The following is a 14,299-nucleotide window of genomic DNA, read 5'->3' as shown; positions in this document are numbered from 1 at the left end:
TTTGGTGGCGATATACCGCTCATCAATAGCGTCAGTTCAGCTGGTGTTCCGTGCGCCGCCAATCTGGCAAGCCAAAGTCGTTGGGCCACGGGTAGACCTCTTGCTGGTTGAAATACACAACCGCCTGAAGTTCCGGATACTGCTGCGACTTGCTGCGCACGTCAGCGTCCCAAGCCGCGATATGATCCGCATCCCCGACGAAGCCCAATTCTGCCACCATGATCGGCTTGCCGAACGCCATGGCCCGCTCATATCGCGGCGCGAATATCTCATCGAAGCTTTGTTCTTGTCCCAACACTTGTTTTTCCCAAGGACCAAGACTGAACACCGACAGGCCCACCACATCGACATAGTCGTCACCTGGATAGAAATCGCCCATGTTCTCAAACCCAAGCGGCGACCACATGAAGGACGCTTCGGGCGCCGCGACGCGGCAGACGTCGATCATCCGCTGATAGGCATCAATGTAGTCTTGTGGGTTCCAGCCCGCCCAGATGAATTGGCCACTTTCATCGTCCATCTCTTGCGCCCACCGGATCGTAAGAGGACGCTCCAGCGCCCCCAATGCCCCACAGACGGTCCCCATCGTCTGATCATAGGCGCCCGAGGCAATTCCATTGCGCAAAACCGACGGAGAGTTGCGTTCGTCGCGCGACCATGTCCAAGGCTCGATGGTAACAAGCAAGGCACGATCACGGGCGCGGGTGTAGCTTTCGGCTTCTGCCAGACTGGGAAGAAACACATCCTCCCACGGCAAGAACAAATGCTCTATGGCCACTCCGGAGACGTCACTGAATTCTCCACCTGGATCAAACACGCCGAAGGGGATTTCCCCTGGCGGCAGGGATTGCGCCGAAGCAGATGAGGCGAAAAGGCTAGCCGACAACGCTAGGCCTGCCCCGACTGAACTGATGTATTTAATGCGAAACAATGTCTTCCCCTCCAGAAAAGTAAACCTTTAACAAATCCGATACCCAGCTTGGGTTGTAGGCCACATGCAGTTGACCCTGTGCCCCCTGCCCAGCCCCAGCCACCACAAAGCCAGAGTGCAAAAGTTGCACCTGACCGCGCGTTGTCGCCAAGGCGATTGCAGCCTCTCGGCCCTGCGCCATCGCGCCGTAACAGATTGCCACCCCAAGGGCCGCAACACAGGAAAACTGCAAGGCGGCATCTGCGCCGATCCACCGGCGAAGCTGTCCGGTTTCCCGCAGATGATTGGTCACAATGATGGCAAACAGGCTGGTGTATATGGCCGCATTGACCAGTGCAAAAATGTAGAAGCCAGCGGCATTGGCAACATTCGTGGCAAAGATCACTGGCGCCAATGAGGCCGACGCCAGCGCAAAATACGGTGCCAGAACCCGCCAAGGCACGCTGGCAGACGCGGCCTCTCCTTTGGGCGTCACGCGGAAATCAACGAATTTCCCCGAGAGCCTATCCCAAACCGCCATCGTGCAGCCCCAAAGAACCCACGGCCATTGCAGCGCCGCAAACAGCGCCTTCTCCCAGCCCAGAACCTTGGCATTCAGCGGGCGGAAAAACCCGTCCCTTCGGATCACAAAGGCAAGCCCGACCAAGACCACAATGGTTGGAAACACATGCAGCAGAAACGCCGGATAGGTCACATCGACAAACCGCGTGTCGAGCAGCAACGCAAACGCCGGCAGGGCAAACATGACAGCCATAAAGACCGCAAACAACGGATACCAAAGTTGCGAGAAAACGAACTGGAACTTTTGCCGTGCAGGCAATGACCGGACGTAGCGAGGCGTATGCGCCAGCAACAAGGTCAGCAAGCTGCGCGACCATTGAAACTCTTGCGTGACCAGATCACTGAGGTTCGCCGGCCCCTGCCCGATCGCAATGGCATCCATTGCATGCATGCCTCGCCAACCGGCGGCGTTCATCAGCAGAGAAGTGGAGTGATCTTCCGCCAACTCCGGCCCCAAGCCCCCTATTTGGCGCAACGCCGCAGTGCGGACTGCGTAATGCGACCCGATGCACATCGGGGCCCAGCCGTTCGAATACCCTGCTTGCAACACACCATGAAACATTGCTTCTGCATGGAGCCGAGTGCGTGCGGCCCAGCTTGTGCGTGCATTTTGCGCGCAGATGCTCGGGGCGCTGACATAGCCGATAGACGGGTCGGAAAACGGTCGAAGCACTTCGCGAAGATACCCCGATTGAGGCACGTGGTCAGCGTCAAGTTGAGCCACAAAATCATACTGACTGTAGCCGTAGTGGTCATAGAAATAGGCCAGATTTCCCTCTTTGCAACGCGTGCGTCGGGGCCAAACCGGTTGGTGATATTCAGCAACCCCCTGTCGCGTTGAAATCTTCACCCCATGGGCAGCACACCACTCAATGGTCTCTGCTTGCGGGTCTTCGTCCGCCAACCAAGTGTCATGCGGGACATCTTGTGCCAGCATTGCCCCCAGAGTTTCGCGCAAAATGGCAAAGGGTTCATTCGGGGCTTTCGTCACCACCATGGCGACGCGTGCCGGTTTGGGCACGCCGACATGCGCCGCGATCCGTTGCGCGCGCAGAAACATCGCAACAAAGTAACCCTGAAGGAAGTAAATCCAAAATAGGCAGCTACTTACAATCACATACCGCCCCCAACCGACGTTATGTTCCGGCTGCAACCACCATATCCAAAAGAAGCCGGCCGCCGCGACCCAAGCGGCCGCAATGGCCCAGTATTTCACACGAGTGCGGCCCGTCAAAATGGCCTCTCGGTAGGCAACATGGGGGTTAGGCAGAGATCGCATGCACAGCCTCCACCCCAAAACTATGTGCAGCATCAGCAACGATGGTTCCCAGATCAGACCTTTGCGGCTGAAACCCCAATCGCTGGCGCGCATGGGATATATCCGCAATTAACTCCGGAGGGTCACCAAGGCGACGCGGGGCAATCTCAACGGGAACTTGGCGACCCGTTAAGCGCTCGACCATATCGATAATTTCAAAGTTCGACACGCCCTGTCCGCTGCCCAGATTGGCGATTAAGGAGCCGCCAAAGTCTTCCAGATACTCCAGCGCAAGCATGTGGCCGTGAACCAAGTCTGACACATGCACATAGTCGCGCACACAGCTTCCGTCAGAGGTATCATAATCGCCCCCAAACAGGGTCAGCTTGGGGATCCTGCCTGCAGCTGCAAACAAGGTCAGTGGGATAAGATGGGTTTCGGGATCATGCCGCTCGGTCAAGGCGCCGCTGGGGTCTGCCCCTGCCACGTTGAAGTAGCGCAAGATGCTGTAGGCCATGTCGGATTGGCTAGCGTAGTCGTGCAGCATCTGCTCGCAGATCAGTTTGGTTCTGCCATAGGGGTTGATCGGGTTTTGCAGGCTGCTTTCGGTGACAGGAACTCTTTCGGGCACGCCGTATGTCGCGCAGCTGCTTGAAAGAACAAAGGTTTTCACATTTGCGGCCTTGCAAGCGTTCAACAGTGACAACATGCCGCCCACGTTGTTGTCATAGTATTTTTGCGGGTTTTCCACGGATTCCCCGACATAGGCCGACGCCGCGAAATGCAAAACCGTGTCAACGGAGTGCTTCTTCAAAACGGTCGCGAGCCTGTCGGTTTCACGAATGTCCAACCCCACCAAAGGCCCCCAGTTGACCGCATCCTCAGATCCGGTTGACAGATCGTCGACGGTCAAAGGGCTGACGCCGCGCGCCGCCAAGGCCAGACAGGCGTGGCTTCCAATATAGCCCGCCCCGCCGGTCAAACATATGGACCGCTGCGATGTCATTCCGCGACCAACTTATGCGCTGCATGTGCTGCGAAGTAGGGTATCGTTTCTGCCAAGCCCTCTGCCAAAGCAACCTGAGGCGCCCATTCCAATAAATCGCGCGCCCGCGAGATATCAGGCTTGCGCTGCATCGGATCATCCACCGGCAGCGCGACGAACTTCAACTTGGACGTTGAGTTGAGCTGCGCAATCACCGTTTGGGCCAGCTCCAGTATCGTAAACTCGGTCGGATTGCCCAAGTTGACCGGCTGGCCCTGACCGCTGGGGGCCGCCATAAGCGCCATCAAGCCCTCAATCATGTCACTGATATAGCAAAACGATCGCGTTTGGCTGCCATCCCCGTAAACCGTGACGTCCTTCCCAGCCAAGGCTTGCACCACAAAGTTAGAAACCACACGCCCGTCACTTGGGGACATTCGCGGCCCGTAGGTGTTGAAAATCCGCGCGATGCGCGTGTTGAGGCCATGTTGCGTCCGATATTCGTAGAACAAGGTTTCAACCGCACGCTTCCCTTCATCATAGCAAGACCGCGGGCCGACAGTGTTCACATTGCCAAGATAGGTTTCTGGCTGAGGGCTGATTTTCGGATCGCCATAAACCTCAGATGTGGAGGATTGCAGGATCGTCGCATTTTGCTCTTTGGCGTACTCCAAAAGATGTATCGCGCCGAAAATATTGGTCTTGAATGTGTGAATTGGGTCTTGCTGATATTTGGGAGGAGAGGCCGCACAGGCAAGGTTGTACACTTGGTCCGCATCCCCAATTCCAGGCAGCGGATTGACGATGTCATGTCGTATCAAAGTAAATCTAGGATTGCAGAGTAAATGTTCGATATTTTCTAGTCGTCCGGTTTGAAAATTGTCCAAACAGGTCACAAGATGCCCGTCACCTAGCAATTTTTCGCAAAGATGCCCGCCCAGAAATCCGGCCCCGCCCGCAACAAGAATGCGGCGCCGTTTCAGTTGAAAACTTGGTGCAAATACAGACATAACAGTGACCCCCGAACCAATCGACTATGGGAGACAGCTGTTGCTTTAAGTGTGGCCTGCAGGATGTGTGCCGGTTGGTGAAATTCATGTAGGCCCGTTGTAGGCCCCTCGCAGGAAACAGATTAATAAGCAGCCCCAAGTCGAATTAAAATATACATAAATTCTAGGGGACTAGGCCGAAGGTGGTAAGCTAACAATTGGGTTAGTCGGGGTAGCTATAAATGCGCACCGCCGCCCAGATGTCTTTATTGATCGACTGCAACTCCGAGATGGCCGTTTCAACGGCTTCGGCTGCAGCAGCATCAAGGTCGTTAATCTGTCCCATCATCAGTTTATCCTTGCGATCCGCGATGCGCATCAAAATAGACTTTGGATTTTCCCCTTCGCTATCAAATGCATAGATACAATGGTTGTACCTGTTTCGCAAAGCTGACTGCCGCTGTATCCGTCCGGTCAACGCCAGTATATGCGCACGCTCTGCGTCGGCCACGCGGGGCAGTTTTGACAGGCGTTCAACCATATCGATGCGCGCGCGCGTTGTATTTAAAGTTAAAAACACAACTGTCGCGATTTCCTTGTCCATCCCCGAAAGGCCCGCGATCAAATGGATCAACAGGCTCTCGGTGTTGGTCCAAGAATAGTTAAGCTTGCCAATCAGCAACAGGAACGCATCGAAGTCAATTGACGTGCTCTGCGCTGACATGGCCTGCTCCCTAGTTTCGCTGAGCGCGGCCATGATACCAGTTCGCCGCTTCGGTGCGGTTATGAACCCCAAGCTTTGCGATAATGTGGTGCATGTGCAATTTCACCGTGTGCTGGGACAGGTTCAATTCATCCGCAATTATCTTGTTTTGCTTGCCCTCGGCTGCGTATTTCAAAACCTGCTCTTCGCGGACGGTCAGGTGGAAATCCGTATCGGTCGTGCAAGACGGCGCTGTGCAGGTTTCTTTGGGGGCCGTCTGCGGTAAAGCCTCGGGCGGGTGCCCCTCTGCGTGGAACAGCTGTGATGGGATGTAATGTGCCCCAGAGGACAGCAGCCGCACAACGGACAACCAGCAATCTACGCTCACATCCATGGGCAAATAGCTAATGTCGCCCCAAGCCGGATTGACATTTGCCTGCCCCATCACGGCATGTGCAATTTGAGGCGTTCGGTAGCCCAGAACTATTCCCGCCAAGGGGAATACTGCGCGCAGCTGAGGAATGACTTTGATTAAGTCCTCGGACATCGCTTCATCAACGACAATCAAGCGCACATCATCGGCGCGGATTTTTTCCATCAACAGCAGGTCATTCACTGCAGCCGTTCGCATGCATGAAAAGAACGGCAATTCTGCCTCGACCAGCCGAAGGGCTGTATCAGAAAAATTAAGCGGATTGCCGACAAAAACGCATCCAACTGACTTTTGTACTTTGTTAAACTCGCTAACTTCCATGTCACCCCCCTAAAACGGGCCTCCTACACATTACAATAGAACTCTATACTCAAAGACTTGTCGCTTTCCCTAGCGGCCGCGGCTCACTGGTTCTTTGGCAAAGTACGAAGAACCAACGCGTGTATCATGGTCTGAAACCGTCACTTGCCACGCGTGCGTGGTTAAAGAAGTTTCTGCAATTCGGGGTAAATCCCCCCACCGAAGCTTCATGTGCCCTGCCAAAACTCACAGAGACCCAAGATCAGTTTCCAGCCGTGGAAGAGTGCTGAAAATCTTATCCACAGGCTGTTAAACCAATTGTTAACTATCATAAATTACGGCAATTGTCCGCCTATTTCGCTGTACAGTGGATCACGCAGAGCGTTTCACCGGCCTAAATCCGCACATCTTTCAGGCTAAGAATATCTAAACCGCCAGCTACATCCCTTGATGTAACTTGGCGTTTTATCGTTCAAAAACAAACAACTAAAATCCCTGACAATCCTAACCCTATGTCTAGCTTACGAGCGCCCCCCTTTTGCGCAGAAGCTTAGGAGGTTGCGAATTATCCGTAACAGCCAAAGTCCCTTTTGACCTTGGTTTTCGGGAAACGGCGCGGGGCCTTTAGCCCGAATCACTGCGGCGTTTCTGCTCTAGCGAAAATTGCATGGGGGTGCTGCGAACGAGATATTGAACCAACCCGACACAAAGAACCTCGGATCGAGTCATCATCCGGCGTTCTCAGACCAAAATTCAAAACAACACATCACCTACACGTTGATCGTTTTACATAGAATGGCGATCCCGTAGATGATTTTTACGGAGAAATCCAAATGTCCAATAAGAACAACTTTATTTTCCCCATCGGGGGTCATGGCAATCAGGACCAAGAACAGGACCAAGATCAGCTGCAAGCGCAAGCTCAGGCCGCACTTCAGGCCCAGCTGCAAGGTCAAGCCCAGTATTCCGCCAGCGACAATGATAACGACAACGGGAATACCAACGGCAATGGAAACGGCAACCTGAACGGGAACGGGAATGGGAACCTCAACGGCAACGGGAACCTGAACGGGAACGGCAACCTGAACGGAAATGGAAACGGCAACCTGAACGGGAACTCGAACGCCAGCTCCAACGCCAACCTGAACGGCAGCGTGAATGGCAACCTGAATGGCAACATCAACGCCAACCATAATTCGTCAAATGTAGACGTATTGGTGGATATCGACATGGAAGGCTGGGTGCCAACCGATGACGATTTCGCGGATATTGATCTGGACCATTCCGCCACTGGTGACATCGTCATGGCCAAAGGGGATATGAATTACAGCCCAGGCGACGACATGAACATCGAGGACATTTTGAACGATGCCTTGAATGGCGCGGGCAATGATTCCGCCACAGTCAACACACAGTCCAACAAGCTGACAGACAACGACAGCCTGGATCACGTGTCCAACAGCGGCAGCCTGAGCCAAACCAACAACTCTTCCGGTGGTCACGCGAAAGCTGACGACGGCATTGACGCTGGTGCAGCGGGCGGCGACGGCAAAGGTCACGCTTACTCTGATGGCGGGTCTGCGCTTGGCGGGCTTGGTATCGGGGGTGCTGCGGGTGCAACCGGTGGCGCAAGTGGCAACGGCGGCAACGCGGCCTCAGCTGGCGGAACCGGCGGTGCTGGTGCGGCCGGTACGGCTGTGGGTCTTGGTGTCGGCCTTGGCGGCGCGTCCTCGGATGCTGATGCAGACGGCGGAAACGGCGGCGGAGCAACGTCTGTCGCGGCCGGTCTGGGTGTCGGCGCAGGTGTGTCAGACGCAAATGCTGATGGCGGCGATTCCGGCAATGCAGGCGGCGCAGGCGTAGGCCTTGGTGCTGCGGGTGCCGGAGCAGACAGCAGCGATGCTGGCGACGCGGGCGCACTTGGTGTTGGCCTTGGATTGCTGGGGCTTGGCCTTGGTGGCGCAGCCGGTGGAAGCACTGGGGCCTCTGATGCAGATGCATTGGGTGCGGGCTTCGGGGCTGGCGTAGGACAAAGCGGTGAAGGCGGAGACGCCGGTGCGTTGTCGGGTGCTCTTGGTGCTGGTGCGGGTCTTGCTGATGCAGGCAATGCAACCGGTGGTGAAGGCGGCGGCGCAGGAGCTGCATCCGGTGCCTTCAACAGCACTGCAGGCTACGGCGGCTCGAATGGGGCCAATGGCGGCCAAGGTGGTGACGGCTACGGCGGTCACGCTTGGGGCGGTGCCACGGGTGACGGCTATGGCGGTCAAGCACAGGTTGGCGGCGTCAACGCTGGTGGTGGTACCGGCGGTGCAAGCGGCGATGCCTATGCTGGCGGCGGCGGAAACGGCGGAAACGCCGGCATGTGGGGCTCGAACAATGGTGATGACGGATATGTCACCGGTGAAAGCTTTGCTTCCGCGGCATCCCAGATCGATACGTCTGCGTTCAACCAGACCATCGTTCAAGGTGCAAACGTGCTAGGAAACACTGTTGATATGACAGTTGTTGGCGGCTCGTTCAGCTCCAGCTACATCGGCGACGATGGCGATGGCACCTAGACTTTAACACAAACCTATCTGAGCCCGATCCTTTCGGGCTCAGACCCAATTTCAAAGCAATTTCAAAGTAATTCCATTTCAAGACTTTCAATACTCAGCTGCGGATACCACAGCACAAAAGACGGTTATCCAAGGCGGGCACCCAATTAAACGTAATGAGGGGCTGCTATGTTAATGGACAAAATGACCGAAATGGTCGCGCATATGGTCGGCATTTTTCAAACGACCTTGGAAGAAGAACGGATGCGGGAAGCCTATGACAAGTTCAAGGCATTGATCGCAGCCAATCCCGAGAATGATCCTCTGGGTACAGCGGGGATCACCTTTACCGCGAAATATGCTCTGGAAGGGTTTACCCCGAGCCTGCGCTACTCTGACGGCCCTTCGTTTCTGCCCGCAAGCGATGTCGGCTACCCTTTCTTCGCAGACGGGTATTTCCCAGATAGCAGCATCGCTGCCGCCATTGCCGCAGGCCCTGTGGGACAGGCGACCTATGGGAGCCCTGTTTCGGGACCGGGCCGCGCAACACTGTCCCTTGAGCCCCCTGCCAGTGTCGCAGTGATCACCGCCCAGCATGCCTATTTGACCGACAACGACCTGATCATTCTTGGCAATGGGGACACCGTTTTCACAGATCCAAATGTCTTCCTTGAACAGCTTCAGAACGCCCAAAGCATCGCTTTGTCGATTGCAGCGCCTGTGGCTTCGTCAATGATTACACCTGGTGACACAGCCGGTCGCGACGCGATCGGGTTGCATGACACGCTCGCCAGCGCCCAAGCCAGCACAGTGTCAGGTGTCACTTCGGAGATGATCCACGGCCATGACGCCAGCGGGTTACATATCAACGGCGATTTGTCCGAAGTCGCACCGGTCTTGGAAGAGCTGCTGCCAGCCTTCAAGACACAAGATGACGATCCGGCCGAAACCACCCTCCAAGACCCCGCCCCCATCGACCCATTTGAGGGGCTGGACGCCGGATACAGCGACACAAGCCTCATCGACATTGAGGACGGCCACGCAGTTGTGACAGGTGCCAATCTTCTGGTGAATGAGGTCGTGATAAACTCCGCTTGGCTGGACGCCCCCGTCATGTCCGTCATGGGGGATGTCATCACATTGGACGTGATCTCGCAGGTGAATATGCTGATGGACCGCGACAGTGGCATGCCGAGCGAAAATGCGGCCTCTGTCGCGATAAATGCCGCCTCCCTTCTGGCCATTTCCACCACCCCCGCCCCTGACGCCGAGGCCGAAGTGACCGGTGGCTTGCCTTCCAATTGGGCGGTGACGCGGATTGATGGCGATTTGATCGCCGTGAACCAGATTACCCAATTCAGCTTTGTCACTGATTACGACAGCGCTGAGATCAGCTTTGGCAGCGCCAATACATACATCGGGATGGGGGATAACTCTGTCCTCAATCTTACCGATCTGTCGGAGTTGGGCTTTGGCTATGACCTGATCATGGTGGGCGGCGATATGATATCGCTCAATTGGGTCAGCCAGATCAATGTGTTGATCGACAATGATGCGGTGACCATGAGCGGCGCGATCTCCGCCAGCTTAAGTGGTGGTGACAACCTGTTGTTTAACAACGCAGAAATCACCTCAACCGGTGTCGACACATATACCGATATGCAAGATAATTTTGCCGCCGCTAGCGACCAATTCGCCGATGGTGCGCAGACCATCAACACCTCTGTGGCGCATGACAGTGTCTTTGAGGGCATCGAAATTCTGCGCGTTCTCTACATTGAGGGTGACCTGACCACCATCAACTGGGTGGAGCAGACCAATATCTTGGGCGACTCTGATCAGGTGCACCTCGCGATGGAGAACTTGGAGGGGTCCACGGGGCTCTCCGCCACCGTGACGACGGGGTCAAATGCCACGCTGAACCTCGCGACCATCAATGAGTTTGGCGTCGACTCTGTGGTGTCCGTTCAGGGCGAGGTCTATGACGACGCGCTGCTCTACCAAGCCGAACTTATTGATACAGACGCCGATCCATTGGGGGTCGATATGCCTGCTTTGGCAAACGAAGCGGTGGCTTTCTTGGCTGAGGACATGATGGGGCCGGAAAGCGCTCCAGAGGACGGCGCCATAGTTGCAACCGCATCCGAAAGCACCGCGTCTTCCGACGTAATGCAATCGATGCTGGCTTGATTGGATAAGAATAAATGACTGTGACCGAAGTAAAAAGTTTCAACGACGCGCTGCGTAAGGCGCACCCCGAAAAACCTAAGAAGCCCCCCCTTCCTCCCCTGATTTTGAAGGTGGAACAACGTATTACCCCCGACGCCGCCCCTGAGTTTTTGAGCAAGCGCAAAAAGTCAGGGGCCGCAGCGGCCAACCCTTTAGGTGACACAGTGATAGAGGGCGACACTGGCCCGATTTTGAAACCAACGGCCGGCGGCACGCCCCCGACACCGCCCAACGGCGGCAAGGGCGGCGGCGGTGGTGGTGGCGGTGGTTCGTCCAGCTTTCATAAACGCGCCGCCCCCGACCAGTTCGTGCAACAGCTCAACGCCGGTACGCGGGTCGTTAAACGCAATCTCGCCTTCGTTATGCTGCTGACCTGCGCCACCAATCTTCTGGTGCTGGCGATCCCCATCTACTTGTTTCAAATTTCGGACCGCGTATTGACCAGCCGGTCGATGGATACGCTTATCATGCTGACAACGGTTATCGTGGGGGCGGTGGTGTTGCAGGCCATCTTTGATGCCGTGCGCAGGTTTATCTTGATGCGAACGGCCGTCGAAGTTGCGGTGCGGCTGGGGGCGCCTGTGTTAAGCGCCGCGGCCCATGCGTCGCTTCATGACAACGGGCGCCAGTATCAAACCTTGGGGGATTTGCAGCAACTGCGCGGGTTCTTGACCTCCGGCACGCTGATCTCTTTTCTGGATGTCCCTTTTGCCCCGTTCTTTATCTTCGCGATCTTTCTGGTTCATCCGCATCTTGGGATGATCGTGGTTACCACCGCGCTGATCTTGATGGTGATCGCGATTATAAACCAAAAGGTCACCGCCAAGCCCTTTGCCCAAGCCAACATGGCCCAAAGCAAGGCGAACATGCATTTGGATTCCATGACCCGCAACAGCCAAATCATCAACGCCCTTGCGATGGTGCCAGAAGCTGTGGCCCTTTGGGGCAAAGACACCGCTGACAGCCTCGGCTCGCAGGTCAAAGCCCAAGATCGCAATATCGCTTGGGCGGCGGTTTCGCGCGCGGCGCGCTTGTTGACGCAAATTGCCATGTTGGGTTGGGGGGCCTATTTGGCCATCCAAGGCGAAATAACGGGCGGCATGGTGATTGCGGCTTCGATCATTGCGGGGCGTGCTTTGGCCCCGATCGAGGGCTCCATTGAGGGGTGGAACGGGTACAGCCTGTCGCGCTCGGCCTATGTCCGCGTGCGCACGCTTATGCACAATTCGGTCGAACAGTTCGAAAAGCTGGTTTTGCCCAATCCCGAAGGCCGCCTGAATGTAGAGCGGCTGCTATTCGTCCCCACCGGCACCAAGCATGTCATCTTAAACGGCCTGACCTTCAGCCTGAACCCCGGGGAGTCGCTTGGCGTGATCGGCAACTCTGGCGCTGGAAAAACCACATTGGGCAAGATGTTGGTGGGCTCGATCCTGCCCACATCGGGCAACGTGCGCCTTGATCTGATGGACCTGCGCAATTGGGATACGCGGCAATTGGGGGAAAACATTGGGTATTTGCCTCAGGATGTGCAGCTTTTCCCCGGCTCCATTAAGGCCAATATCGCACGCATGCGGGCGGGCGCCAGTGACGAAGACGTCCACCGCGCCGCCATGCTGGCCGATGTGCACGACATGATCGCGATGCTGCCTCACGGCTACGAGACGATGGTGCAGGCTGATGGCTCTCCGCTGTCTGGCGGGCAAAAGCAACGCATCGCCTTGGCCCGCGCCTTCTTCGGTAACCCGCGTTTGCTGGTGCTGGACGAACCGAATTCGAACCTTGATACGGCAGGCGACCGTGCCTTGGCCAACGCCATCAGACACGCGGGCCAAAACGGGATCACCGTCGTGGTGATCACGCAAAAACCATCCCTGCTCAGCGTCGTCGACAAGATCATGATGATGGCGGACGGCAATATCGGCCTATTTGGGCACCGGCAACAGGTCCTTGCCCAATTGGCAGAGCGAAGCAGATCCGGCGGCGCCCTGCCCCCCAATCAAACCGGTCAAGGAGGGCTGCCAAATGCCTAACCTAGTCGCCCAGCCCGCCCCCTTAGAATGGTACGCGGAGGTCCCCCGCTCGGTGTCGCGGCACATCGTCTTTGGCCTGTTCTTATTGGTCGTGACTTTCGGGGGCTTTGGCTATTGGGCGCTTAAGGCCCCTCTGGCCGCCGCCGTCATCGCGCCTGGGACTTTCGTGGCCACCGGCAGCAACAAAATCGTGCAACATCTTGAGGGCGGCATCATAAGTGAAATACTCGTCGGTGAGGGTGACACCGTGGAAAAAGGCCAACCGATCTTGCTGCTGGATGAAACAGCGGCCCTCGCCACCGAACGCGAATTGTTTTTGCGCCAAGTTCGCCTAGAGGCCATGGAGACACGCATTTTGGCCGAGTACTCGGACAAGGATCGCCTGATTTTCCCCGATCACATCGAAAAACTACGGGCAGATTTTGGCGTGGCCTCAATGTTGGATGGCCAGACCATCACCTTTGACGCCGCACGTCGCCAATTGCGCAACGATATCGCCCTTTTGGAGCAAAGTATCGAAGCCCTGAGCGTCCGTGCCTCTGGGTATGGGCATCAATTGGACGCCACGCACACCCAGCTGGAAATCTTGCGCGAAGATCTGGCCAGCAAGACCGAATTGCTAGAGCGCGGTTTAATCCGGCGTACCGAAGTAAACACACTCAGGCGCGCAATAGCGGAGGCCGAAGGTCAAATGGGCCGACTAAGCGCCGAGGTCGACGAGATCACGGAAGTCACCCAACGCTACGGCGCACAAATTGACCAAACCATAAGCGAGCGCCAAAGCGCCGCCTTGGACGAGTTACAATTGGTCCAATCAGAACTAGAGAGTGTGCGCGAACAAGTGCGACGGGCGGAAAACGTCCTCAAACGCTCGGAAGTCACCGCACCAGTGTCTGGCACGGTCGTCAGCTTGCATTATCACACGGCAGGCGGCGTCGTGGAAACCGGCAAAGCCATTGCAGAAATCCTGCCCACGGGGGAGCCACTGATTATCGAAGTCAGCATCCCACGGACCGAGGTTGATGTGGTCCACCAAGGACAAATAGCGACTGTCCGTCTGACCGGCTTGAACGCCCGCACCACTCCGATATTGGAAGGCAAGGTTTTTTATGTCTCTGCGGATGCCATTTTGGATCGCCGTCAGGAAATGCCGCAAGAGGTTTATCTTGCGCGCGTGTCGATCTCTCCGGCGCAATTGGACCGCGTGCGTGGTTTCACCCCTGCCCCCGGCATGCCCGCTGAAATCATGATCCGCACGGAAGCCCGCACATTTTTCCAATATCTGGTGAAGCCGATCACCGACAGCATGAACCGCGCCTTTCGCGAGCAGTAAGCCGTCACGG

10 protein-coding genes are annotated in these 14,299 nt (G+C 56.3%); 4 read left to right on the top strand and 6 right to left on the bottom strand.

What is annotated here, in order from left to right; translation table 11 throughout:
- Positions 1 to 31: 31 nt before the first annotated feature.
- The 6 genes from Q0746_RS15120 to Q0746_RS15095 form a co-directional block, all read right to left on the bottom strand.
- Complete coding sequence (locus Q0746_RS15120) at positions 32 to 922, bottom strand: glycosyl hydrolase (RefSeq protein WP_298262151.1); 891 nt, start codon at positions 920 to 922, stop codon at positions 32 to 34.
- Complete coding sequence (locus tag Q0746_RS15115) at positions 918 to 2,771, bottom strand: glycosyltransferase (RefSeq protein WP_298261752.1); 1,854 nt, start codon at positions 2,769 to 2,771, stop codon at positions 918 to 920. Before Q0746_RS15115 ends, Q0746_RS15120 begins: the two co-directional genes overlap by 5 nt.
- Complete coding sequence (galE, locus tag Q0746_RS15110; RefSeq protein ID WP_298261750.1) at positions 2,755 to 3,756, bottom strand: UDP-glucose 4-epimerase GalE; 1,002 nt, start codon at positions 3,754 to 3,756, stop codon at positions 2,755 to 2,757. Before galE ends, Q0746_RS15115 begins: the two co-directional genes overlap by 17 nt.
- Entirely contained in the window at positions 3,753 to 4,745 is a 993-nt protein-coding gene (locus Q0746_RS15105; RefSeq protein WP_298261748.1) for a UDP-glucuronic acid decarboxylase family protein, read from the bottom strand. The genes galE and Q0746_RS15105 overlap by 4 nt, the downstream gene beginning before the upstream one ends.
- A 202-nt stretch (positions 4,746 to 4,947) precedes the next feature.
- Positions 4,948 to 5,448 carry a hypothetical protein gene (locus Q0746_RS15100; protein WP_298261746.1) on the bottom strand — a complete coding sequence of 167 codons (501 nt, stop codon included), beginning with the start codon at positions 5,446 to 5,448 and terminating at the stop codon, positions 4,948 to 4,950.
- A 10-nt stretch (positions 5,449 to 5,458) separates the two neighbouring features.
- Positions 5,459 to 6,181 carry a response regulator transcription factor gene (locus tag Q0746_RS15095; RefSeq protein ID WP_298261744.1) on the bottom strand — a complete coding sequence of 241 codons (723 nt, stop codon included), beginning with the start codon at positions 6,179 to 6,181 and terminating at the stop codon, positions 5,459 to 5,461.
- Positions 6,182 to 6,993: 812 nt separating this feature from the next.
- Here Q0746_RS15095 and Q0746_RS15090 point away from each other — a divergent pair.
- The 4 genes from Q0746_RS15090 (at position 6,994) to Q0746_RS15075 (ending at position 14,289) form a co-directional block, all read left to right on the top strand.
- Positions 6,994 to 8,718, top strand: coding sequence for a hypothetical protein (locus Q0746_RS15090; protein ID WP_298261743.1), 1,725 nt, complete (start codon positions 6,994 to 6,996; stop codon positions 8,716 to 8,718).
- 174 nt (positions 8,719 to 8,892) lie between these two features.
- Positions 8,893 to 10,887: a type I secretion protein ATPase gene (locus tag Q0746_RS15085; protein WP_298261741.1), complete on the top strand. Its 1,995-nt coding sequence runs from the start codon at positions 8,893 to 8,895 to the stop codon at positions 10,885 to 10,887.
- 14 nt (positions 10,888 to 10,901) lie between these two features.
- Positions 10,902 to 12,956 (top strand): type I secretion system permease/ATPase, encoded by a 2,055-nt coding sequence (locus tag Q0746_RS15080; protein ID WP_298261739.1) that lies wholly within the window; start codon positions 10,902 to 10,904, stop codon positions 12,954 to 12,956.
- Positions 12,949 to 14,289 carry an HlyD family type I secretion periplasmic adaptor subunit gene (locus Q0746_RS15075; protein ID WP_298261737.1) on the top strand — a complete coding sequence of 447 codons (1,341 nt, stop codon included), beginning with the start codon at positions 12,949 to 12,951 and terminating at the stop codon, positions 14,287 to 14,289. Before Q0746_RS15080 ends, Q0746_RS15075 begins: the two co-directional genes overlap by 8 nt.
- The last annotated feature ends 10 nt before the right edge of the window (positions 14,290 to 14,299 follow it).

Source organism: uncultured Litoreibacter sp. (assembly GCF_947487515.1).
Lineage (GTDB): Bacteria > Pseudomonadota > Alphaproteobacteria > Rhodobacterales > Rhodobacteraceae > Litoreibacter.
Note: the sequence above shows the minus strand (reverse complement) of the source record. Positions and strands in the feature narration are given on the sequence as shown.

What these genes read in the sequence shown, in the direction of transcription:
- Q0746_RS15085 (WP_298261741.1), top strand. Translation starts at nt 8,893, where the DNA reads ATGGACAAAATGACCGAAATGGTCGCGCATATGGTCGGCATTTTTCAA.
- Q0746_RS15075 (WP_298261737.1), top strand. Translation starts at nt 12,949, where the DNA reads ATGCCTAACCTAGTCGCCCAGCCCGCCCCCTTAGAATGGTACGCGGAG.
- Q0746_RS15115 (WP_298261752.1), bottom strand. Translation starts at nt 2,771, where the DNA reads ATGCGATCTCTGCCTAACCCCCATGTTGCCTACCGAGAGGCCATTTTG.
- Q0746_RS15095 (WP_298261744.1), bottom strand. Translation starts at nt 6,181, where the DNA reads ATGGAAGTTAGCGAGTTTAACAAAGTACAAAAGTCAGTTGGATGCGTT.
- Q0746_RS15080 (WP_298261739.1), top strand. Translation starts at nt 10,902, where the DNA reads ATGACTGTGACCGAAGTAAAAAGTTTCAACGACGCGCTGCGTAAGGCG.
- Q0746_RS15090 (WP_298261743.1), top strand. Translation starts at nt 6,994, where the DNA reads ATGTCCAATAAGAACAACTTTATTTTCCCCATCGGGGGTCATGGCAAT.
- Q0746_RS15105 (WP_298261748.1), bottom strand. Translation starts at nt 4,745, where the DNA reads ATGTCTGTATTTGCACCAAGTTTTCAACTGAAACGGCGCCGCATTCTT.
- Q0746_RS15100 (WP_298261746.1), bottom strand. Translation starts at nt 5,448, where the DNA reads ATGTCAGCGCAGAGCACGTCAATTGACTTCGATGCGTTCCTGTTGCTG.
- galE (WP_298261750.1), bottom strand. Translation starts at nt 3,756, where the DNA reads ATGACATCGCAGCGGTCCATATGTTTGACCGGCGGGGCGGGCTATATT.